19 protein-coding genes and 2 tRNA genes are annotated in these 21996 nt (G+C 65.1%); 11 read left to right on the top strand and 10 right to left on the bottom strand.

The features are described from left to right. Positions 1-1275, top strand: a complete 1275-nt coding sequence (locus J0H39_21535) for a TRAP transporter large permease (protein ID MBN9499345.1) — start codon at positions 1-3, stop codon at positions 1273-1275. Positions 1276-1532: 257 nt separating this feature from the next. After that, a complete protein-coding gene (locus J0H39_21530; GenBank protein MBN9499344.1) occupies positions 1533-2372 on the top strand; it encodes an NAD(P)-binding domain-containing protein in 840 nt (279 codons plus the stop codon). A gap of 62 nt (positions 2373-2434) precedes the next feature. On the opposite strand, the gene J0H39_21525 is transcribed toward J0H39_21530, so the two are convergent. Further along, on the bottom strand, positions 2435-3955 hold the full coding sequence (locus tag J0H39_21525) for an altronate dehydratase (GenBank protein ID MBN9499343.1): 1521 nt from the start codon (positions 3953-3955) through the stop codon (positions 2435-2437). A gap of 35 nt (positions 3956-3990) precedes the next feature. Continuing rightward, entirely contained in the window at positions 3991-5229 is a 1239-nt protein-coding gene (locus J0H39_21520; protein MBN9499342.1) for an amidohydrolase family protein, read from the bottom strand. A gap of 41 nt (positions 5230-5270) precedes the next feature. On the opposite strand from J0H39_21520, the gene J0H39_21515 reads away from it, so the two are divergent. Together J0H39_21515 and J0H39_21510 are read left to right on the top strand one after the other, a co-directional pair. After that, positions 5271-7928 carry an FkbM family methyltransferase gene (locus J0H39_21515; protein MBN9499341.1) on the top strand — a complete coding sequence of 886 codons (2658 nt, stop codon included), beginning with the start codon at positions 5271-5273 and terminating at the stop codon, positions 7926-7928. After that, positions 7925-8866: a GDP-mannose 4,6-dehydratase gene (locus tag J0H39_21510; protein MBN9499340.1), complete on the top strand. Its 942-nt coding sequence runs from the start codon at positions 7925-7927 to the stop codon at positions 8864-8866. Before J0H39_21515 ends, J0H39_21510 begins: the two co-directional genes overlap by 4 nt. Here J0H39_21510 and J0H39_21505 read toward each other — a convergent pair. Next, positions 8826-10313 carry a beta-lactamase family protein gene (locus tag J0H39_21505; protein ID MBN9499339.1) on the bottom strand — a complete coding sequence of 496 codons (1488 nt, stop codon included), beginning with the start codon at positions 10311-10313 and terminating at the stop codon, positions 8826-8828. The two genes, J0H39_21510 and J0H39_21505, sit on opposite strands and share 41 nt — an antisense overlap. Before the next feature lie 137 nt (positions 10314-10450). Between J0H39_21505 and J0H39_21500 the strand changes: the two genes are divergently transcribed. Then, complete coding sequence (locus tag J0H39_21500; protein MBN9499338.1) at positions 10451-12064, top strand: ABC transporter substrate-binding protein; 1614 nt, start codon at positions 10451-10453, stop codon at positions 12062-12064. A 58-nt stretch (positions 12065-12122) separates the two neighbouring features. On the opposite strand, the gene J0H39_21495 is transcribed toward J0H39_21500, so the two are convergent. Beyond that, on the bottom strand, positions 12123-13316 hold the full coding sequence (locus J0H39_21495; GenBank protein ID MBN9499337.1) for an FAD-binding oxidoreductase: 1194 nt from the start codon (positions 13314-13316) through the stop codon (positions 12123-12125). Positions 13317-13382: 66 nt separating this feature from the next. Here J0H39_21495 and J0H39_21490 point away from each other — a divergent pair, with 66 nt between their 5' ends. Continuing rightward, positions 13383-14705, top strand: coding sequence for a histidine--tRNA ligase (locus J0H39_21490; GenBank protein MBN9499336.1), 1323 nt, complete (start codon positions 13383-13385; stop codon positions 14703-14705). On the opposite strand, the gene J0H39_21485 is transcribed toward J0H39_21490, so the two are convergent. From J0H39_21485 to J0H39_21470, 4 genes are all read right to left on the bottom strand, one after another. Then, positions 14702-15082: an MAPEG family protein gene (locus J0H39_21485; GenBank protein MBN9499335.1), complete on the bottom strand. Its 381-nt coding sequence runs from the start codon at positions 15080-15082 to the stop codon at positions 14702-14704. The genes J0H39_21490 and J0H39_21485 overlap by 4 nt on opposite strands. A 42-nt stretch (positions 15083-15124) precedes the next feature. After that, positions 15125-15751, bottom strand: a complete 627-nt coding sequence (locus J0H39_21480; protein ID MBN9499334.1) for a hypothetical protein — start codon at positions 15749-15751, stop codon at positions 15125-15127. A 63-nt stretch (positions 15752-15814) separates the two neighbouring features. After that, positions 15815-16168: a hypothetical protein gene (locus J0H39_21475; GenBank protein ID MBN9499333.1), complete on the bottom strand. Its 354-nt coding sequence runs from the start codon at positions 16166-16168 to the stop codon at positions 15815-15817. Then, complete coding sequence (locus tag J0H39_21470) at positions 16165-17469, bottom strand: hypothetical protein (GenBank protein ID MBN9499332.1); 1305 nt, start codon at positions 17467-17469, stop codon at positions 16165-16167. Before J0H39_21470 ends, J0H39_21475 begins: the two co-directional genes overlap by 4 nt. Positions 17470-17611: 142 nt before the next feature. On the opposite strand from J0H39_21470, the gene J0H39_21465 reads away from it, so the two are divergent. Together J0H39_21465 and J0H39_21460 are read left to right on the top strand one after the other, a co-directional pair. Further along, positions 17612-17938, top strand: a complete 327-nt coding sequence (locus tag J0H39_21465) for a multidrug efflux SMR transporter (protein MBN9499331.1) — start codon at positions 17612-17614, stop codon at positions 17936-17938. A gap of 14 nt (positions 17939-17952) precedes the next feature. Beyond that, positions 17953-18498 carry an HD domain-containing protein gene (locus J0H39_21460; protein MBN9499330.1) on the top strand — a complete coding sequence of 182 codons (546 nt, stop codon included), beginning with the start codon at positions 17953-17955 and terminating at the stop codon, positions 18496-18498. Here the strand turns inward: J0H39_21460 and J0H39_21455 are convergent. Together J0H39_21455 and rlmB are read right to left on the bottom strand one after the other, a co-directional pair. Continuing rightward, a complete protein-coding gene (locus J0H39_21455) occupies positions 18495-19790 on the bottom strand; it encodes a hypothetical protein (protein MBN9499329.1) in 1296 nt (431 codons plus the stop codon). The two genes, J0H39_21460 and J0H39_21455, sit on opposite strands and share 4 nt — an antisense overlap. A 134-nt stretch (positions 19791-19924) precedes the next feature. Beyond that, on the bottom strand, positions 19925-21061 hold the full coding sequence (rlmB, locus tag J0H39_21450) for a 23S rRNA (guanosine(2251)-2'-O)-methyltransferase RlmB (GenBank protein MBN9499328.1): 1137 nt from the start codon (positions 21059-21061) through the stop codon (positions 19925-19927). A 422-nt stretch (positions 21062-21483) separates the two neighbouring features. On the opposite strand from rlmB, the gene J0H39_21445 reads away from it, so the two are divergent. The 3 genes from J0H39_21445 to tuf form a co-directional block, all read left to right on the top strand. Further along, positions 21484-21569: transfer RNA gene (locus J0H39_21445), tRNA-Tyr, on the top strand. A 113-nt stretch (positions 21570-21682) separates the two neighbouring features. Then, positions 21683-21756: transfer RNA gene (locus J0H39_21440), tRNA-Gly, on the top strand. 92 nt (positions 21757-21848) lie between these two features. Continuing rightward, on the top strand, positions 21849-21996 hold a 148-nt coding region (tuf, locus tag J0H39_21435; GenBank protein ID MBN9499327.1), incomplete at its 3' end, for an elongation factor Tu.

The raw sequence follows: 21996 nt of genomic DNA, 5'->3' as shown, positions 1-21996 counted from the left end.
ATGACCGAAATCCTGATCGTCTGGTTCGTGGCGCTGATGCTGGGCGTACCGCTCTACGCGACGATGGGTTTGGCGGCGCTGGCCTTCGTATTCTTCGCCGGCATCACGCCGCAGATCGTGCCGCAGAAAATCGCGCAGGCCGCCAATTCCTTCCCGCTGCTCGCCGCCCCGTTGTTCATCCTGATGGGCAACATCATGAATTCGGGCGGCATCACCGAACGCATCTTCGCTTTCGCCACGGCTTGCGTGGGCTGGCTGCGCGGCGGCTTGTGCCACGCGAATATTCTCGCGAGCGTCATCTTCGCGGGCATGTCGGGCTCGGCCGTCGCGGATGCGGGCGGGGTAGGTACGCTCGAAATCAAGGCGATGAAGGACGAGGGCTACGACGCCGAAACGGCGGCCGCGATCACGGCCGCGTCGGCGACGATCGGGCCGATCATCCCGCCGTCGCTGCCGATGGTCATCTACGGCGTGTCGGCCGACGTTTCGATCGGCGGGCTGTTCCTGGCGGGCGTCATTCCGGGCCTGCTGATGGCGGGCGCCATGATGGCGATGGTCACGTGGATCGCGACCAAACGGAACCTGCCGCGCCATCCGTTCCCCGGCCTGCGCGATCTGTGGATCGCCTATCGCCGCGCGCATTGGGCGCTGATGACGCCGGTGATCCTGTTCGGCGGTATGATCGCCGGCATCTTCACGCCGACCGAAGCGGCGGGTGTCGCCACGCTCTACGCGCTGATCCTGGGCCTGTTCGTCTATCGCGAGTTCGATTTCCGCGATCTGCCGCGCATCGCGGTCGACACGGTGGAAACGACCGGCGTGGTGCTCGCGTTGGTGATGACCGCGTCGGCGCTGGGCTGGTGCCTGTCGCTATCGCGCATTCCGCAAACGCTGGGGCCGCAGATCGTCGATCTCGTCGGCAATCCGCTGGTCTTCCTGCTGGTCGTCAATGTGCTGCTGCTGTTCGTCGGCTGCTTCATGGAAGCGCTGGCGGCGATGCTGATCCTGATCCCGATCCTCACACCCGCCGCCGGCCAATTCGGCATCGATCCGATCCAGTTCGGCCTGATCTTCGTGCTGAATCTGATGATCGGCACGGTGACGCCGCCGGTCGGCGTGGTGCTGTTCGTGACCGCCAAAGTCGCGAATATCACCTTTGCGGCGATGTCGCGCGCGATCGTGCCGTGGCTCGTGCCCCTGCTGGCCGTGCTGATGGCCGTGACGCTGTGGCCGCCGCTGACGACGTGGCTGCCCAAACTGGTGATGGGGCGTTAACAGCGCTCCCTTCACCGCATCGGCGTCGGGGGTTTACGTGGCGGCACTTCGTGCTTAAATGACTCCCGTGATGCGCATGACCCCGATCCACGCACTGGCCTTCAAAACGTTCCGCTCCGGCGGGGCGCGGACGGGCTTGCGCGTGCCGATCTAGGCGGCGCATCCGGATCGCAAGCCCCGCGGCAGTCGCGGGGCCCGGTCCATCTCTCCTTTCCGGTCCGGTTTCCCGCACTCCGCTTTCGCATGGAGTGGAAATCATGGACCCGAGTTACACGATCCCCAAAACCCCGCGCGTCGGCATCGTCGGCGCTACCGGCAAGGTCGGCACGGCTTTGCGTCATCTTCTGACGTCGCGCGGCTTTCCGGCCGCCGAGTTGCGCCTGTTCGCCTCCGCGCGATCGGCGGGCAGCGCCGTGTCGGCGGCGTCGGGTGGCGCCTTGATCGTCGCCGACGCGACCGACGCCGCGTTCGACGATCTCGACATCGTGCTGTTCGCCGGCCCCGGCGCGGCGTCGCGCGAATTGGCGCCGCGTGCAGCACATACCGGCGCCGTCGTGATCGACGTTTCGCCGGCGTGGCGCGCCGATCCGCGCGTTCCGCTGGTCGCGGGCGGCGTCAACGCGCGCGCACTCGACGCGATCCCCCGCGGCATCGTCGCGGGACCGTGCGCAGTCGTGACGGCGGCGGCGGCGGCGTTGAAGCCGTTGCACGACGCGGCGGGGTTGACGCGCGTCGCGGTCGGCGACGGGGCGGCGCCGCCGTTCCTGCCGACGGCGAAATGGGTGCCGCCGCCCGCCGATACGGCGGCCGGGCGCTTGGCGGCCGAAACGCGGCGCGTGCTCGATCTGCCCGCGTTGCCGGTCGCCTGCGCCAGCGCCAACGGGGCGGGGCTGGCGATCGCGGCGTCCTTCGCGCGCGAATTGGCGGCGGACGAAGCGGCGGCGTTGATGTCGCAGGAATCGGGGTTCGCCCCGCGCTGGGTGCGCCCCGATCCGGAAGCGCCGAACGCGCTCGCCCTCGTCGTGGATGCGGGCGATCCGGCTTATGCGGCCGCCCTCAACGCCGTGCGGATCGCAGAAGCGATGCTGCCGAACTAGGCCCTAAAAGCGAAACGGCCGGGGTTTTGCCCCGGCCGCCATCGCTTTCAATGTAGCGTCGCTTACATCGTGGCGCCGATTTGCCACGGCACGAATTCGTTGTCGCCGTAGCCCAGCGCCTCGGATTTGGATTTCTCGCCCGAGGCGACCGCCAGGATCTTCTCGAAAATCTCCTGGCCCTTGGCTTGGACCGACACGCCGTCGACGATATCGCCGCAATTGATGTCCATGTCGTCGGGCATGCGCTTATAGATGTCGGTGTTGGTCGCAAGCTTGATCGACGGTGTGGGCTTGCAGCCATAGGCCGAGCCGCGGCCGGTGGTGAAGCACAGCACGTTGGCCCCGCCCGCGACCTGGCCGGTGGCCGAAACGGGGTCGTAGCCGGGCGTGTCCATGAACACGAAGCCCTTCGCGTCCACGCGCTCGGCGTAGTGATAGACGCCGCGCAGCGTGCGTGTACCCCCCTTGGCGGCGGCCCCCAGCGACTTCTCCAGAATGGTCGTCAAGCCGCCCGCCTTGTTGCCGGGCGAGGGGTTGTTGTCCATCGACCCGCTATGCTTGGTCGTGTACGCCTCCCACCATTTGATGATGCCGATCAGCTTCTCGCCGATCTCGCGGCTTTCGGCGCGGCGGGTGAGGAGGTGCTCCGCACCATAGATCTCCGGCGTTTCCGACAGGATCGCGGTGCCGCCCTGATCGACCAGCAGATCGACGGCGGCCCCCAAAGCCGGATTGGCGGTGATGCCCGAATACCCGTCCGAGCCGCCGCATTGAAGCGCCAGCATCAGTTCGGAGGCGGGGATCGCCTCGCGCTTCACGGCGTTGACCGTGGGCAGCATTTCCTTGATCGCGGCAAGGCCCGCTTCGATCGTCTTTTTCGTGCCGCCGCTGTCCTGGATGTTCATCGAGCGGAATGTCGCACTCTCGGCGATGTTGTAGGCCTTCTTCATCTCGGCGATTTGGAAGACTTCGCAGCCGAGGCCGACGAGCAGGACCGCGCCGACATTCGGGTTGGTCGCGTAGCCCCAGGCCGTGCGCTGGAGAATGTCGTAGCCTTCGCCTTTCGCGGCCATGCCGCAACCGGTGCCGTGCACCAGCGGCACCACGCCGTCGACATTCGGATAGTCGTTCAGCAGGCCCGACTTCACGACCGCTTCGCCGATGAAGCGCGCGACCGAAGCCGAGCAATTCACCGAGGTGAGGATGCCGATGTAATTGCGGGTGCCCGCGCGCCCGTTGGCGCGGCGATAGCCTTGGAACGTGCGGCGCTGCTCGAGCGGGATCGGGTCCCAGGGGCGCGCATTCTCGGCATAGGCGTAGTCGCGCGCGAAGGCGGCGAATTCGCAGTTATGCACGTGGACATGCTCGCCGGGCTTCGTGTCCTGCGTCGCGAAGCCGATGATCTGGCCGAATTTCTTGAACGGCGCGCCCTTGGGCGTGAACTCGATCGCCATCTTGTGACCGCGCATGACCTTCGCGGTCGCGACCGAGTTGTGCAGAACGGCACCCGGTTCGATCGGATCGACGGCGACGATCAGATTGTCCGATGGATTGAGATGGATCGTGCGCGGAGTGGCGGCCATGATGTTTCGTATCGCTCCCTAAATGCCGGCGTAAATTAGGCCAGCGTATTCTTGACGAAAACCCCATCCTTGAGGATGGCGGCTATGCGTTCGCCCTGACCGGTCAGGACGGAAATATCGGTAAGCGGGTTACCGTCAACGACCAGCAGATCGGCCAGCGCCCCCGGCGCCACGACGCCCAATTTGCCTTCCATGCGCAGCAGCTCCGCCGCGATCGTGGTGGCCGAGGCGATGATCTCGTGCGCGGGCAAAACCCGCGCGCGGATGGCGAATTCGGTCGATTGATGGCGATGCATTTCGCCCAAAAGATCGGTGCCGAACGCCATTTTGACGCCCGCTTGCCGGAAGATTTCCAGCGAGCGCAAACCGGCCCCGCGCACGTTTTCGATCTTGGCGACACTTTCGGGCGGCAAGCCCAGCGACGCGCCTTCGTTGGCCAGCGCATCATAGGTGACGAGCGTGGGCACGACATAGGCGCCCTTCTTGGCCATCAAGGCGGCGGTGGGCGCATCGACCAGATTGCCGTGCTCGATCGTGCGCACGCCAAGCTCCACCGCGCGCCCGATCGCTTCAGCCGTATAGGCGTGGGCGGCGACATAGGTTTTCGACTTGTCGGTTTCCTCGACGATCGCCAGGACCTCGTCGCGCGAATAGCCGAGCCAGTCGATCGGATCGGTGGGCGAGGCGACACCGCCCGACGCCATGATCTTGATGAAGTCGGCGCCGGCTTTCAGTTCTTCACGCACGGCTTTGCGCACGGCGTCCACGCCGTCGGCGACGCGGGAGAGAAGGCCCAGCCGCGCATGGCACAGGCAGAATTCGCGGTCGTCGAAACGCCCGCGCAGATCGCCGTGGCCGCCGGTCTGGCTCAGCGACTTGCCCGCAATGAACAGACGCGGGGCGCGGAACAAGCCTTCCTCGACCGCGAGCTTCAAACCGTAATCCGCCCCCGAGGCGTCGCGCACGGAGGTGAAGCCGCGCTTCAGCATGCCGTCCATCACCGCGACGGATTTCAGCGCCTGGAAGCTGGTCGGCATCGCCGCGTTGCGCGCGAGATTGGCCATCGTCGCCACGACATGTACATGGCAGTCGATCAGGCCCGGCATCAGCGTGCGGCCCTTGAGGTCGATTACCGCGGCCGATGGCGACGCGATCGGCGCGGCCGAGACCTCGCGGATCGTGTTGCCTTCGACCAGCACATAGTGGCCGGGCCGCGCCTCGGCCTGCGTGCCGTCGATCACGACGGCGTTCTCGAACAGAAGGGTATTCGTCATCGGGGTTTAGGCTAACATGCCGGGCGGACAGGAATCGAGGGATGGCGGCGCCCAAAATGGCTTTCGACCCCAGCGAATTGGCATCGGTTCAGGGATTGGCGCAAGCCTTGGCGGCGGGCGATCCCGCCGCCTTGCCGGCGTTGCGCAGCCTGCGCTGGAACCTCGCCGCCGCCTTGCTCGACGGGTCGGTCGATCCCGAAGCTGTGGCATCGCAGCAAGGGGCGGTATCCCTGGCCGAGGCGGGACTCACGCGCTTTCCGATCGAACCGGCCGAGGCGGTACTGGCCGGACAAGCCGCGGAACGCTTCGCCGAAAAAGCGCCGATGCTGGCGGCGTTGTTGCTGACGCCGCCGCAGGATTTGCCCGAAATTCCCGATCTCGCCACGTTGTCGCCCGCCTTGCGCGCCGTCGCGGGCCAAGCGCTGCTGACCGCCCCCGCATTGTTCAACGAAATCGGCGAGAGCGAGCGCTATGCCGCGAAGCTCGAAGCGATCGTCGCGGCGTTCCATGCGGCGGTGGTCGGCCATCCGGAAGATCCCTCGCGGTTGGCGCTGGGGTTGATGTTCGCCCAGCGGGCCAGTCTGCTGATGGCGTATTTCTCCACGCGAAACCTCAAGCGCATGATGCGTCTGCGCGGCGAGATCGTCGAAACCATGCTGGTCGCCGCGCGCCGCTTGCCCGCGCATGCGTCCGGCGAGCGGCGGCCGGGCCCGTTGCGATTGGGTGTGTTGACGCAAGCTTTGCGCCCGTTCACCGAAACCTATCTGGCGATCTCGCAATTCGAGGCGAAGGCCCCGGAGATCGAGCTTTCGGTCTACACGATCGACGCCGCCCCGGGCCCGATCGAGGATTTGGCGCGCGAGAAGGCCGATCGCTATGTCGTGCTCGGCGGCGATCTTGCCGCACAACTCGCAAGGCTGCGCCAAGACGACCTCGACGCGATCGCGATCCATTCGAATATCTCGGCGGTGGTCAATCCGGTGGCGCTGCTCGCCGCCTGCCGCTTGGCGCGGGTGCAGATCGTTTCGACCGCCACGCCGACGACCGGCGGATTTGCGTCCGGCGACGCGTATTTCTCGGGTGCGGATAACGAGCCGGGCGAATATCCGCAAAGCGACTACGTCGAAACGCTCTATCGCGCCCCGGGCTTCATCAACTACTACGCCTTCCAGCACGACAAGGATGCGGCGACGGCCGCACCCACGCGCGCCGCCTTGGGCCTGCCCGATGGCGTGCCGGTGTTTTTCTCCGGCGCCAATTTCTTCAAGCTGGGGCCGGAGCTGACGGCTTTGTGGGCGCGGTTGCTGGCCGAAGTGCCCGAAGCGCGGCTGGTCATCATGCCCTTCGCGCCGAGCTGGTCGGCGTCGTATTTCGCCGCACCCTTCTTCGCGCGGATCGAGAAGCAGTTTGGGGCGGCGGGCGTCGCGCGCGACCGCTGGTGTGCGGTGCCGCCGGTTCCCACGCGCGCCGATCTGCATCGCATCGCCGCCTTGTGCGACGTCTATATCGATGCGCATCCGTTCTCGGGTGCTTGCTCGCTGATCGATCCGCTGAGCGTGGGCTTGCCCATCGTCACGCTGGCGGGGGAGCGGTTCCGCGGCCATGTCGGCGCGGCGATGCTGACCGGGGCGGGGTTGGGCGAATTCGTCGCGGCGGGCGAGGACGATTACATCGCTAAAGCCGCCGCGCTGGCGCGCGATCCCGATTTCCGCGCCGCATCGGCCGCGAAAATCCGCGCGGCGATGTCGCCGATCTTGCCTTATTTCGACGTCGCGGCCGCCGGCAAGAAATTGGCGCAGGCCGCGAAGGATTTGACGGCGTCGCGCGACGAAGCGTTGACGCGGTTGCGCGCCAAATCGCCCGACGCATTGATCGCGACGATTTTGCATCTGGCCGACGCGGCGAAAGGCACGCCGTTGTTCCGCGCACTCACCGATCTCGAACTCGTGCGCCTGTTCGCCGTGCCCTATTTGAAGGATGCGGCCCCTGGCGGCCATGCGATCGACGTGGGTGCGTGCCTGGGCGAAACGGCGTTGCCGTTCCTCGATCTCGGCTGGTCGGCCGATCTGTTCGAACCCGACACGGCTTGCGCGCCCGCAATGGCGGAATTGGCGCGCCGCTACGGCGAGCGCATCCGCCATCATGCGATGCTGGTGACGGAGGCGAGCGGCTCTGCGGCATTTTTTCAAGCGGAAGTGGGCTTGTCCGGCCGGTCGCCGTCGCTGCTGTCGGCGACCAAGGATATGCGCAGCGTCGCGGCAACACGGCTCGACGATTTCGCCGCCGCGCAGGAATTGACCCAAGTCGATTGGCTGAAGGCCGATTGCGAAGGCTACGATTTCGACGCGTTGCTCAGCCACGATTACGTGAAATTGCCGCCGCGCTTGGCGCTCGCCGAATTCTCGACCGCGCATCCGCGCCAAGCGGGCGACGCGTTGGCGAAAACGCTAGCCGCGATGCGCGAACGCGGCTATGGCGCGCTGATTTTCAGCTACGAGGATGCGGGCAATTTCCATCGCCGCGTTTGGGATTATTGGTGCATCGGCCTGACGAGCGAAGCACCGGTCGCTTGTGCCGAAGGCCACGCGCACGGGAACATCCTGTTCTTCCGCCTCGACGATGCGGAATTCCTCGCGCGCACGGCGATGACGCTGGCCGAATTGCTGCCGGCCGAAACACGCGCGAAATTCCTCGAATGATGACCGCGCTGATCACCGGGGCGGGCGGGCAGGACGGGCGTTTGCTGTCGCGCCTGCTGCGCGCCGATCATTGGGATATCGCCGGCCTCGTGCGGCACGAAGATTCCGTCGTCGAGCCTGGCGTGCGCAAAATCGTCTGCGACGTGGGCGACGGCAAAGCGCTGCGCGAAACGCTCGATACGGTAAAGCCCGCGCGTGTGTTCCATCTCGCGGCCGCACATCATTCGTCGGAAGGCGGGGCGGGGGATAAATCCGCCGAAGTTTCCGCGATGATCCGCGTCAATTTCGAAGCGGCGGCGACGTTGCTCGAGTGGATCGCCGCGAGAAGCCGGACGACGCGCGCAGTGTTCGCCGGTTCGTCGCAAATGTATCAAGCGCAAGGCACCGATCTGATCGTGGACGAATCCACGCCGGCGAATCCGCGCACCTTCTATGGCCATACGAAGCTGTGGACGCGCGATCTCGTCCGCCACGCGCGCGAACGTTTGGGGTTGCACGCAAGCTTCGCCGTGTTGTTCAACCATGAAAGCGAGTTGCGGGGGTCGAGCTACGTCACCCGTAAGATCGTCGGCGCCGCCGTGTCGGGCGCGCCGCTGGAGTTGATGAATATCGGCGGGCGGGCCGATTGGTCCGCCGCGCGCGATATCGTCGCGGCCTTGGCCGCGATGGCCGAGCGCGCGAGCCCCGGCGAATATGTACTGGGCTCGGGCGAAGCGCATCGCGTGCGCGATTGGGTCGATGCCGCTTATGCGCGGATGGGCCGCGACCCCGCGACCGTCACCGCCAAAAGCGATATGGCCAACGCCATCCCGATCGCCAATCCGCGTAAAGCCCTGCTCGACGGCGTTTGGCGCCCGCAGCTTGCCTTCCATGCGTTGGTCGACAGCATGGTCGATTCTATTTCCGGAACAGGAAGCCCCGCGAGCGACCTGCATTGACCAGCAACGCGCCGTCGTCGTGCAATCGCGCGTCGAACACGCGTGGATACCATCCATCGCGCGCGCGGATGCGGAAACTCATGCCCGCCAGCGGTTCGAGATCCGCCATGACGCCGCCGCGCAGCGGCCCGTCGATGCGCAGCGCCGCACCGTCGATCGTGTAGGCGGCTCCCAACTCGGCATGGCGCCAAACCCCGTCGAGGCCCTTCGGCAATTCGCCCGGCGTATCGATGCGGCGATAGGCGATGCGATTGCCGTTGGCGCCGACGACGCCGCCGCCGTCCCAGCGAAACGCGAAGCCGCCGCGCAACGCGTTGCCCTCGGTATCGAGCGGAAACGTTCCGCCATGCTGGCGCGCGAGGGCGAAACCGTCCTGCGCCAACAGATCGAGCGACAAGCCGCAATCGTCGGACAGATACGTGCCGGGAACGATCGCCGCCGCCTTCAGGCGGATCGCGTCGGGATCGAGGCCGCGCGCGCGATCCAGGATTTCGCGCGCGATCAGCCATGGCTGGAAGCGGTCGGAATTGGCGATCACGATCACGGTCAGATCTTCGGCCGGCACGCGGATGAACTCGGTCAGGAAGCCCGGCATCAAGCCGCCATGGCCGATCGTGTCGAGCCCGCGCCAAGGCGAAACCTGAACGCCGCTGGCGTAGAAATTCCGCGTGCCGTTGGCGAAAGGGCGCCGAATGCAAATCGCGTCGAGCAATTCGCCGCCGATCTTCTGGGTCGACCAGTTGCGCGCCCATTCGATCATGTCGTCGAGGCTCGCCCGCAAGCCGCCTTCGCCGCCGCCGGGCCAAGCGTCGATCGCGCGGATCAACCTGTCGTCGCGCACCAGATAGCCGTTGCCGAAGCCGGGAATCACTTCGTCCTGGCGCGTGCCCAGGCGCGCCGTTTTCATGCCGACGGGGGCGAGGATGCGATCGTGGAGAATCTCGGCAAAGGGTTTGCCTTCGATACGCTCGGCGGCGTCGTGCAGATAGGCGAAATTGGTGTTGCAGTACGCGAAGTCGGTGCCCGCCTTGAAGTTGCGCGCCGATTGGCGGCGCACGAGGTCGAGCAACGCGGCGCGCGGGGCGGGCGACGACAGATCGCCGCCGCCCAGCGCGTAGGTCTCCATGATCTCCGGCAGACCGGAGGCGTTATGCATCAAATGCCGATAGGTGATGCCGGGCAGCGCCGCGCCGTCGAGATCGATGCGGCCTTCCCGTGCCAGCATATGCAGCGCCAAGCAGGTGAATTGCTTGGTGACCGATGCGACCGTCATCACGGTTTGCGGCGCCAGCGGAATTCCCAGTTCCACGCTGGCGAGGCCGAACGCATCGCGCAGCACGATTTCCGTCCCGCGCACGATGCCGATCGCGGCCCCGGGCCAGCCCGGCCGGTCCAGGCGTTCGCGAACGGTTCGGGCGGCGTTTACCAAGTCCGTGTCTGCGATCATGGATTTCCGTTTTGCCGCATCGCGGTCGTTTGGAATTCAATTGCACGGGACCCTGGGCTGTCGCAAAGTCGCCCGCAAGGTGCCGGGGGAAAACCCCGGGCCGCAACCATAACAGGTCCGAACAGGAGAGTATCATCATGACGATCACGGCTTCCCGCAAAACGGGTCGCGCCGCGTTGTTCGCCGCCGCCGCCTTCGCGGTCTTGGCGGCGGTCGCGCCCGCCCCGGCGGACGCGCAGATCTTCCGCTACGGCTCGGCGAACGACATTCTCGGCCTCGATCCGCACGCCAACAACCACGGCGTGACGAACGCGATGAAGTCGAACATGTACGACCCGCTGGTGCGCCGTAACTTCGACGGCTCGCTCCAGCCCGGCCTCGCCGAAAGCTGGACGCAGACCAACCCGACGACGTGGCGCTTCAACCTGCGCCGCAACGTGCGCTTCCACGGCGGCCAGCCCTTCACCGCCGACGACGTGATCACGTCGTTCGCGCGCGTGCGCCAGCAGACGTCGGACATGAGCTACACGGTCGTGTCGATCGACCGTATCGAGAAGGTCGACGACAACACGATCAACATCATCACCAAGGGGCCGAACCCGGTTCTGCTCCAGGATCTGACGCTGTTCTTCATCATGAGCAAGCCGTGGATCGAAGCGAACAACGCGATGGTCGTTTCGCGCTCGGGCCAGGCGGGTGCGGCGACCAATTTCGCCAATCTCAACGTCAACGGCACGGGGCCGTTCCGCTTCGTCGAGCGCGTGGCCGATGAGCGCACGGTGATGGAGATCAACCCGAACGCCTGGGATCCCGCGACCGCGACGGGCATCACCCGCGCGATCTGGCGCCCGGTCGCCAACCCGGCGACGCGCGTGGCCGCCGTGCGTTCGCGCGAACTCGACCTCATGTATCCCGTCCCGCTGCAGGACGTGAACGCGCTGCGCCAGCTCAGCGATCTTCGCGTCGTGCAAGGGCCGACGGCGCGCACCGTCTATTTCGCTTTCGACACGGTGCGCGACAATCTGCTCGACCAGCCGAACGTCAAGAACCCGCTGAAGGACGCGCGCGTGCGCCGCGCGATCTATCAGGCGATCAACAGCCAGGCGCTGATGCGCGTCACGATGCGCGGCTTCGGCCAAGCGTCGGGGCTGATCATCGCCCCGCAGGTCCAGGGCTGGGATCAGGAATCGAACCAGCGTCTGCCCTACGATCAAGCCGCCTCGCGCCGTCTGCTGGCCGAAGCGGGTTATCCCAACGGCGTGACGGTGCCGTTCCACTGCCCGAACAACCGCTACATCAACGACGAGGATATCTGCACCGCCGTCGTCTCGATGCTGGCGCAAGTGGGCATCACCGCGCGCCTCAACGCCATGCCGTTCAGCCAATTCATTCCGGCGGGCGGCCAGGGCCAGTTCCAGTTCTATCTGCTCGGCTGGACGCCCGGCAATTTCGACATCTCCAACCCGCTGCGCGAGTTGCTGACGATGACCGACGGGGCGGGCACCTTCAACTGGGGCAAGTATCAGAATCCCCAGGTCGAAGCTTTGCGCAACCAGATCGCGGTCGAAACCGACATGACCAAGCGCGCGGCCTTGTCGAAGCAGGTTTGGTCGATCATCCGCCAGGATGTGCCGATCGTTCCTTTGCACCAGGAGCCGCAGGTCTTCGCGATGCTCAACGACCGCATCGCGGAGTTCAAAATGCGCGTGCAGGAAGACGTCGAGCTGCGTCACGTCCGCCTGCGCCGCTAAACGCGCAAGCCGGTTGAACGCGAAGGGCCGTCCGGGACACCGGGCGGCCCTTTTCGTTTTACACGACGTTCTTCTCCAGCATCTTGGCGCCGGTCAGCAAGCGCGCGGGCGAAAGATCCGAAAGATCGAGCGTCGTGAATCGCCCGTGCCGGATCAATTCGGCGAGGCCTCGGCCCACGCCGGGGCTTTGCTGCAGCCCGTGTCCGGAGAAGCCGTTGGCGAGCAGCACGTTCGAAGTGCCCGGCACGAAACCGATCAGCGCGTTGGCGTCGAACAGGTTCATGTCGTAATGCCCGGCCCAAGCGCGGCCGCGCTTGATCGCTTCGAAGGCGGGCACGCGCGCGGCGAGGGCGGGCCAGACATATTCGTCGAAGAAATCGTAATCGACCTCGAAATCGTCGGGCGCGACGTCGGGGTCTTTGTCCTCGGGCGGTACCGTGCCGGCGATGAAGCCTTCGCCTTCGGGGCGGAAATAGACGCCGCCCGGATCGATGGTCAACGGCACGCCGTCGATGCGCGTGCGGCATTCGAAGGTGAACACGAAGCGCTTTTTCGCGTGGACGGGAATGTCGAAGCCGATCGCGCGCACGAGTTCGCGCGTGCCCGTGCCCGCCGCCAGCACGACATGGCCCGCCGAAATCGTCGTGCCGTCCGACAGTCGCAACGCCGCCGCGCGCTCGCCTTGCATGTCGATGCCAGTCAAAGCGGCCTTGCGATATTCGACGCCAAGCGTCCGCGCCTTGCGGCGCAACGCTTGGACCAATCCGTAACCGTCGAACCAGCCTTCGCCCGTGCGGCCCCAAGTGCCGGCGACCAGATCGTCGGTGGCGAGCCATGGAAACTTGGCGGCAAGGGCGGCGCGGTCGTAGAACGCAATATCGGCCCCCAGCGAAATTTGCAGCGCATGGTTCTCGCGTAAAGTCGCTTCGCCGCTGGGCGTGGCCATGAAGAGATAGCCGCCTTCGCGCAATCCGATCTCCGGCTTCTCGCCATCGACCGCAAGCCGTGTACCCAGATCGCGCAGGAAATCGATGCCGTAAAGCGACAGCTTGACGTTCACCGGGGCGGAGAATTGCTGGCGGATCGATGCGGCCGAACGGGCGGAAGCGGCGCGCTCGTAGCCGGGATCGGGCTCCAGCACCAGGATTCGGCCCTTGAAACCGGGATCGGCGGCGAGGTGATAGGCGAGCGACGAGCCGATGGCGGCCCCGCCGGCGACGACGACGTCGAAAACTTCGTTCATGGCCGCCATACGTTAGCGCATTGAAACGCGGTTTGCGCCGGGTTATGTGAAGGCGTCGGAATAGGGGTATTCGCCTTGATCGAGAAGCACAAATTGAAGGCCATCAGCGGTTATCCGGAATGGCTGCCGGAATTGCGCATGGTCGAGCTTTCGTGGATCGACCAGATCCGCAAGATCTTCGAAAGCTACGGCTACGCGCCGATCGAAACGCGCTCGGTCGAGCCGGTCGAAGTACTGCTGAAGCAGGGCGACACCGACAAGGAAATCTACGCCATCCGCCGTCTGATGGCCGAAGGCGACGAGGCGACCCAGCCGCCCGAACATGCGCTGCATTACGATATGACCGTGCCGATGGCGCGCTACGTGGCGGCGAATCTCAACGACCTTGTCTTTCCCTTCAAGCGCTATCAGATGCAGAAGGCCTGGCGCGGCGAACGCCCGCAGGAAGGCCGCTTCCGCGAATTCATCCAATGCGACGTCGACATCGTCGATACGCGCGACATTCCGCTGCATTACGACGCGGAAATGCCCGCGATCGTGTTCGAAACGCTCGACAAGCTCGGCGTGGGCGGTTCGGTCACGCGCATCAACAACCGTAAGATCCTTCAGGGCTATTACGAAGGCCTGGGCGTGGCCGATTATGGCAACGCGATGCGCATCGTCGACAAGCTCGACAAGATCGGCGTCAAGGGCGTGTCGGCGATGCTGGCCTCAGAAATGTCGCTCGACGATGCGACGATCGGAAAAATCTTGGCGCTGGCCGAGATCAAGGGCACGGATGCCGGCGTCGTCGGCAAGGTCGAAGCGTTGGGCGTGAAGTCGCAAGTGCTCGAACAAGGCCTGTCGGAACTTGGCTTCGTTATGGGCGAGCTCGCGCGTTTTCCGGAAGGGTCGTTCGTCGCGGATCTGTCGATCGCGCGCGGCCTCGCCTATTACACGGGCACGGTCTACGAAACGAAGCTCGCCGCGTTCCCCGATTATCCGACCGTGTGCGGCGGCGGGCGCTACGACAATCTCGTCGGCTCGCTGATCAACCGCCGTCTGCCGGGGCTCGGCATTTCGATCGGCCTCACGCGCATTTTCTGGAAGCTGCAGAAGGAAGGCGCGATCAAGCCCACGCGCAAGACGCCGACCGACGTGCTGGTCGTGTTTCCGCGCGGGGGGCAATACGCCCAGGTCGCGGCGACCGCGCGCGTGCTGCGCGGGCGCGGCCTGAAGGTCGAGCTGTGGCACGAGGAACGCAAAATGGACGCCCAGCTCAAATACGCCGGCGACAAGGGCATTCCGTTCGTGTGGTTCCCGCCGGTCGAACCGGGTGCGCCGCACCAGGTGAAGAACATGGAAAACGGCGTGCAATACGACGCCGATGCCGCTTCCTGGTCGCCCGAGAAGGGCTAAGCGCGGAAGATCGCGACGAGGGCCGCGAGCAGCATCGCGGTCGATGCGAACATCGCGATCATGAAGCCCGCCCCGCGCTTTTTCGGATCGGCGTAGTAGCCGCGCGCGTAGAGGGCGCGGCCGACGATCCACACCGCGCCGCCGATCCCGGCCCAAGAGTCGCCGACCCAGATCGCGCACAGCCAAATCGCGGGCAACGCGACGACGATCTGTTCCAGCGTGTTCATCTGCACGCGCAGATAACGCAGGAATTCCGGCGGCCCGTCGGTGGCGGGGGCGGGAACGGCGTATTTGCCGCGCGCGGAACCGACCTTGAAGCAAAGGACGGTGTAGAGGGTCAAAGCCGCGATCGTCGCAAGGCTGGCATAGACGTACATCGTGAAACTCCCCGATTCCGCGCGCGAACGGCGCGACGGGGATTATCGTCCTGCCTGCGCGCGGTTCAAGGCGCCATTGTCGATATAAAGCGCGTCGAGCAGGCGCTTTGCGGACGCTTCCGCGTCTGCGGCCGATCCGCCGACCGGCCCGCATTGCAGCCCGGCGAGATAGGCGCTGTAAAAGCCGCCATTGTCGTAAAACTGCAAATTCGACTGCGGATAGAGCTGGAACATCCAGCAATTCCGGTTGAAGCCGGCTGCGGCGATCATCGCGTATTCGCCCAGCCGCGCACGGCCGCGTTGCACCGTCGATCGGTTCGGCGTGAAGCCGAGTGCCGCGATGCGCGGCGCCACCATCGTATCGATCGCATTCGTCGAGCGATCATTTGCCATGCCGAACATCATGTTGGTGCCCGACACTTCGTGGATGATCCAGCCGTCCTGAAACTCGACGGTCGTTATCGTTCGGGCCTGCAAGCGGCGCTGCGAATATTTGGCGCCTAGTTTGCCGCCGCCATCGACGCTGAGCGGGCTTTCGCCGGGCGTTATGTCGCGCTGTTCGGCGTTGCCCACCACGCCGCCGCCGGTATCGCGGACCTGCGGGCCCTGCTCGACGCAGCCCGCCAAAGAAAGCCCGAGCAGCCCGGCGGCAAGCGTGAATACCTTCATATGTGGCTCCATCCTATTTATTCGATTATAAGATGGTGTTTGTGCGCTTGGCAATCGTCGCCGCTACGATGCGGCTTGTGCGGACGCCGCCAGATGATCGGCGAAAGCGCGCGCCCAGCGCGCCGACGGTTGCAGCCAGCGCAGCACGAGACCGCGCGGATCATGCGCCGTGACCGACGCGATCAACGCGAAGCGGCGCGGCCGCGCGGCCGGCGCGGCGCGGGGGATGCGCAACTCGACCGCGATCACGCCGCCGATATCGGCTTTGACCGCGCCGCCGTCGGTGCGAAGCCCGAGCACCGAGATATCGTGGATCGGCAATTCCCGGCCGCGCAGCACGATCGTGGCGCCAGCCAACGCGTAGCGCGGCGAACGGCGGCGTTCCGCACCCGTTTCCTTTCCGTCGGGCAGCGTCATCGTTTCCCCGCTTGGCGGCGGCGGCCGTTCGCTTCCCGGCGCGCGCGTTCGGCGGCCTGGGCGTCGCGCTTTTTCTGCGCGGCGCGCTTGTCGGCTTCTTCGCGTTCGAGCTTCGCCTTACGCGCCGCGTCGAGGCGGGATTCGAGTTCCTTGTCGGCCTTGCCGTCGATCCAATTGGTCAATTGGCGCACCATCTTCGAGCGCTGGAACGTCAACCCGTTCCACACGCGCTCGGACTCGGCGTCGGTCGCCTCCGTCGGCATGGTCGGCAGATAGAGCAGGATATGCTGGATCGCGAGATCGAGCACATAGGGATCCTTCTCCGCCTCGAACTTTTCCTGCGCCTTGTCCCAAACGTCGATCAACTCGCTCCATCCGTCCAACGCGAAGGCGATATCGCGCGCCCAGCCGGCGATGAGGTCGAGCACGATCTCGTGGTCGCGCACGACGGCGACGAAGAAGCTGAGTTTCTGTTCGATATCCGAAAGCCGGTCGGCGACGTAGTCGCGGAACTGCGCGGCCGAGAACTGCACGAGCAGCGCGCGATTGGCGGCTTCGTCGCGCGTTTCCTTTTCGTAGACGCGCAAGGCTTCGCGGAATTTCTCCAGCCGCGCGAACCCCAAAGCCAGATGCCCTTCCTGGCGCGCGCCTGGATCCGCGTCGAGATTGATGGCGCCGATCGGGGCGAGCGTTTCCGACACCGCCTCGATGCGCTTGATCACCAGCGGCGGCGCGATTTTCGCTTGCTGGCCGAGATAGCCGAAAACCTTCTCGGTCAACGCCTGGCCCGCGTCGGAATCCTGGCCGGGTGTGGCGCGGATCGCGGCCATCAGCATCATGCTGTTGGCCTTCGACATCACCGGATCGCCGCGCGCCACGCCGCATTCGCGCGTCGCTTGGGCGAGCAAGCTGATATAGGCCTGGAAGCGATCTTTGCGCGCGGAATCGAGCCGTGCCTTGGCGATCTCGCGCGTCGTGGGATCGCCGGCATGGTCGCGATCGGCGGTCAGCGCCAGCGTGCGCATGACCAGCGGGTCGAGCGGCGCGTCCGCGAAGGTTTCCGAAATCGCGTCGAACAACGCGCGGTCGCGGATCGCCATCTGGGTCCAGTTCGGCACATGGACCCATTGCATGATCAGATTCTGCCGCTCCTCCGAGCCCGCGTAGTTCTCGAAGATCGCTTCCCATTCCTTCGGGCGTTGACCGGGATGGGCGCGCAAACGCAGCGGCTTCAGGCGCGGGCTTTCGAAGGGCACCAGCACGCCGCGCGCTTGGAATGTATCCGGCAGCAAAGGTTTCATCGCACGGGATCGAACTCCGTTCGGTGGTCTTCGCGAAGCTAAGATCGCGATGCTGAATCCGCGATTAACGCGCATGCGATTCTCGCATTCGATGCGACGTCGGTTCTATTCTGGTGGCCGGAACGGGCGCGGAGTCATCGGAATGTCGAAAGCATGGATCTATCTTTTCACGGCCGGCGTGCTCGAAATCGTGTGGGCGATCGGCCTGAAGATGAGCGAAGGCTTCACCAAGCTCGTCCCCAGCGTGGTAACGATCGCCACGGCGGCCGCCAGTTTCTATTTGCTGGCGCTCGCCATGCGCGATCTACCGGTCGGCACGGGCTACGCCGTATGGGTCGGGATCGGCGCCGCGGGCACGGCGATTTTCGGTATCGTGCTGTTGGGCGAGGCGGCGAACGCGTTGCGTTTGGGCGGCATCGCCCTCATCATTGCGGGGGTGGCGTTGCTGAAATTCGCCGAAACGGCCTGAGCGGAGGGTTCGAGATGTCCGAAATCGTCGACCGCATCATCACCAAGATGGAGAGCCCCGACGCCGATCGTCATTACGGCGAAGGCGTGTCGGAACGCGAGCACGCGTTGCAGGCCGCCGCCTTGGCGCGCGGCGAAGGGGCGCCGCCCGCCTTGATCGCGGCGGCGTTGCTCCACGATATCGGCCATTTGCTGCACGGGCTCGACGAGGACATCGCCGATCGCGGCATCGACGGCAAGCACGAGGCGGTGGGGGCGGCGTTCCTCGCCAAGCATTTCGTCGAAGATGTCGTCGGGCCGGTGGCGCTGCATGTCGACGCCAAGCGCTTCCTGGTCGCGACCGAAGCCGACTATGCGGCGAAGCTGTCGCCCGCGTCGGTACAGTCGATGGCGCTGCAAGGCGGCGTGATGAGCGATGCGGAAGCCAAAGCCTTCGCCGCCAAGCGGCATTGTGCGGGGGCCGTGCGTCTGCGCCGCTGGGACGAGGAAGCGAAGATCGTCGGCCTTAAAGTGCCGCCGGTCGCATCCTATCGCGACGTGCTGGAAGCGAGCTTGCGCTAACCCGCCGTCGGAGCGCCGTCCGGCCGCTTGCCGATGAACGAGGATTTCAGCAGCAGGCAAAGCTGGCTCAGACGGCCGACATGCGGGTCGTCGAGCATGATCTTGATCATCTCGCGGACTTGAACGCGCCGGCGGGGAAGGCGCTGTTCGTCGCGCATTGCGGACGTGACGGAAGTGGGGGGCGGCAGAATCGCTTCGGCGACCATATCGCAGCTTTCGTCGCATTTCGTGTAATTATCGAGATCGAACAAGGTGCGCACCGAAATCTCGCGCAGCTTGTCGAGCTTGTCCGGTCCGACGGCTAGGACCAACTGCGCCTGCGAAATCCAGTCGACGATTTCGTAAAGCCCGTAGGGCGTTTCGATATAAAGCAGGATCGGGTTGATCGTCGCGAGGTTCTGCGCGTCCTCGATCTCGAACTCCGCCAGCCGGAACATGATGTTCTGGTCGATGCCGTCGATGATCTGCAAGGGCAGAATCCGGCAATGCCGGTAGGCGGTGGGATCGACGCGCTTCAATTGCAGCGCGGGATATCGGTTCATCAACGTCGTGATGCCGAGGGTGGGAAATAATCCGCAAAGGAAAGCGACGCCGAGCGTGACGCCGCCCGCCAATTCGTCGAGTTTTTCGATGCCCATCGATTGCCGCGCAGTGTGGAACAGATACGCGGCGACGAAACACGCCACGACCATCTGAAACGCGACGCGCACGAACGAGAACGCGTTCAGATCGTAATTCGACACGCGCTTGATCAGATAAAGTATGGCGAAGACATAGGCGCCCGCGAAGGCCGCCGCGACGACCGCCAACGATTCCGATTGGTATCGCCGCAATTCGGGCGAGATCGGACAAGCGATGTCCAGGCAGGCGATCTTCGCGCCGGCGACGAAGGGGATCACGTCGCGCAGCAAAGCCTGATCGGTGACCTGATAGAACAGCGCGTGCAGCCCCAGGAAAGTGATCGTGATGAAGATCGTCATGGGGATGACGTAATGCTGCCACGGGTCGTGGACGTGATAATGGCCCTGCGCCGTCGGCAACTCGTATTTGAATTTCGCCCCTTCGAGCGACAGCAACGAGCCGGATTCGAGTTTACCCTTGAACCAATCCTCCTCCATCGTGCGGAGCAGGTTCTGGCGTTTGCGGCGCACATGCATGCGCGCCAGCATGATCCCGATGGGCAGGATAACCGCCAATGTCGCGATCGCGATATTGGCCTGGTTTTGGGAAAGCCACGAAGGTTCCGTCGCGGGCGCCGCCGCGATTGCAATTGCCGCCGTTGCCGTCGTCATGATTCCGGCCCTCCATCGGGATGCGGGTCATGGTAGTCATATTTAAATAAAATAATACAAAAAAGATTCGTTGTACGCACGCGAATCCCGACGCCGGAGATCGAGCTCCGGCGTCGGGTCCGAATGAAGCGGGATTAAAGCGCGGTCGCGACGCGGCGCTGAAGCTCGTAGAGCGCGATCGCCGTGGCGTTCGAAACGTTGAGGCTTTCGAGCCCCTTGTCGATCGGGATGCGCACCAGCAGATCGCAATGCTCGCGCGTGAGCCGGCGCAGGCCTTCGCCTTCCGCACCCACGACCAGCGCGATCTTGCCGGTCATATCGGCTTGGTGGATCTCGGTGCTCGCTTCGCCGGCGAGGCCGACGCACCAATAGCCGGCCTTCTTCAGATGATCGAGGGCGCGGGCGAGATTGACCACGCGCACGAAGGGGACACGCTCCAGCGCACCCGACGCGGCCTTGGCCATCACGGCCGTGGCGCCGGGCGAATGCCGCTCGGGGCAAATCACGGCCGCGACGCCGAAGCCCGCGCACGAACGCAGAATGGCGCCGACGTTATGCGGATCGGTGACTTGATCGAGCACCACGACGCGCGCGGCGTCCTGACCTTCGGTCGCGCGAATGATGTCGTCGAGATCGGGATCGTCGAGCCCATCGACCAACGCCGCGAGGCCTTGGTGGACGGCGGCGCGCGGCATCATGCGGTCGAGCTGCTCGCGGTCGAGGATCTCGGCGTCGGGCAAGCCGATCGGATGCGCCTCGGCCAGCGTCTCGAGTTTCGGCCCGAGTTGGGCGTCGACTTCGCGCTGAATTGCGATGCGCAGAATCTTCCTGCGCGGGTTGGCGAGGGCGGCCAGAACGGGGTGAATCCCGTAGAGCCACACCCGGCCACCGCCTTCGCCCGGCCGTTCGCCGGGGAAGGGGCCGGCGCGCAGATTGCGGTCGCGGCGGGGGCCGCGCGGCCCGCGCTCGGGGCGGCCGCTCGACTGTTCGCCTTCTAGATGGTCGGCGCGGGCGGGACGGTCGAAGCGCGGCTTGTCGAAGCGGTTCGGGCGGTCGCTGCGCTCGCTACGCTCGGCGCGCTGGGTGCCGTCGAAACGGGCAGGCCGTTCGTCGCGCGGCTTCCCGAAACGGGGCTTCTCGAAGCGGTGGGGCTTGTCGCCGCGCTCGAGGGTCTCGGACCGGGCCGATTTTTCGGACCGGGCCGATTTTTCGAACCGGGCGGGTTTTTCGGCGCGGGGCTTGTCGCTGCGCGGCTTGCCGAAGCCGCCCATCGCGGCCGGGCTGGATTTGCCGAATCCAGGTTTTTCCGCGCGGGATTTGTCGAATCGCTTGCCGCCCGAAGGGCCGCCATGACGACCGTCTTCGCGGTTATTCCCGCCGCGACTGCCGTCGGATCGGGACCGGCCCCCATGCTTGCCATTTTTCATCGTGGCGCTTAATATGCGCAATTACAGTATTGTTCAAGTCGTCCCCACCCGCTGGGCCCGTTTTCGGGAAGGCGGAGGGGTGCGGCTTGTTTTGTCGTGAGGTTTTGCCGTTGACTCTACCCCCTTCTTCTTATTAAACCCCCTGTCCGCGAAGGCCGCCTTTCGGGAAACCGGAGGGCGGCCTCGCGCTACATTGGCCGACGAAAAAGCGCGCTTGTCTATGGCAACCCGCTGATTTGAAAGCCAAAAGGCGCGCCGGGTTGGATGGAGGGGTGGCCGAGCGGTCAATGGCAGCAGACTGTAAATCTGCCCTCTTCGGAGTTCGAAGGTTCGAATCCTTCCCCCTCCACCACCGGGCGAGTGCGCCCCTGGCCCCGTTCGGGCCGGACGACACGACGAGTTGAGAGACGAAAGAGTAAAGGCGAAAGGACGGTACGGCGCGATTGATCGAGGCGTTATCTCCGGGCGGGTGTAGCTCAATGGTAGAGCTCCAGCCTTCCAAGCTGGCTATGCGGGTTCGATTCCCGTCACCCGCTCCAGTCTTTCCGGAATTTCCGCCCAACGCGCGACCGATCTTCTAGCCCGAGCCCGAGCCACTTCGAACCGCCACCTCAAGCGACCGGAAGCGATCATGACGAAGACGAAATTCGAGCGGAACAAGCCGCACTGCAACATTGGGACGATCGGCCACGTCGACCATGGCAAGACGTCGCTGACGGCCGCGATCACGAAGGTGCTGGCTGAGTCGGGCGGCGCCACGTTCATGGCGTACGACCAGA

Source organism: Alphaproteobacteria bacterium, from assembly GCA_017308135.1.
GTDB lineage: Bacteria > Pseudomonadota > Alphaproteobacteria > CACIAM-22H2 > CACIAM-22H2 > Tagaea.
The sequence above is the reverse complement of the archived record's forward strand: the minus strand, read 5'-3'. Positions and strand labels throughout refer to the sequence as shown.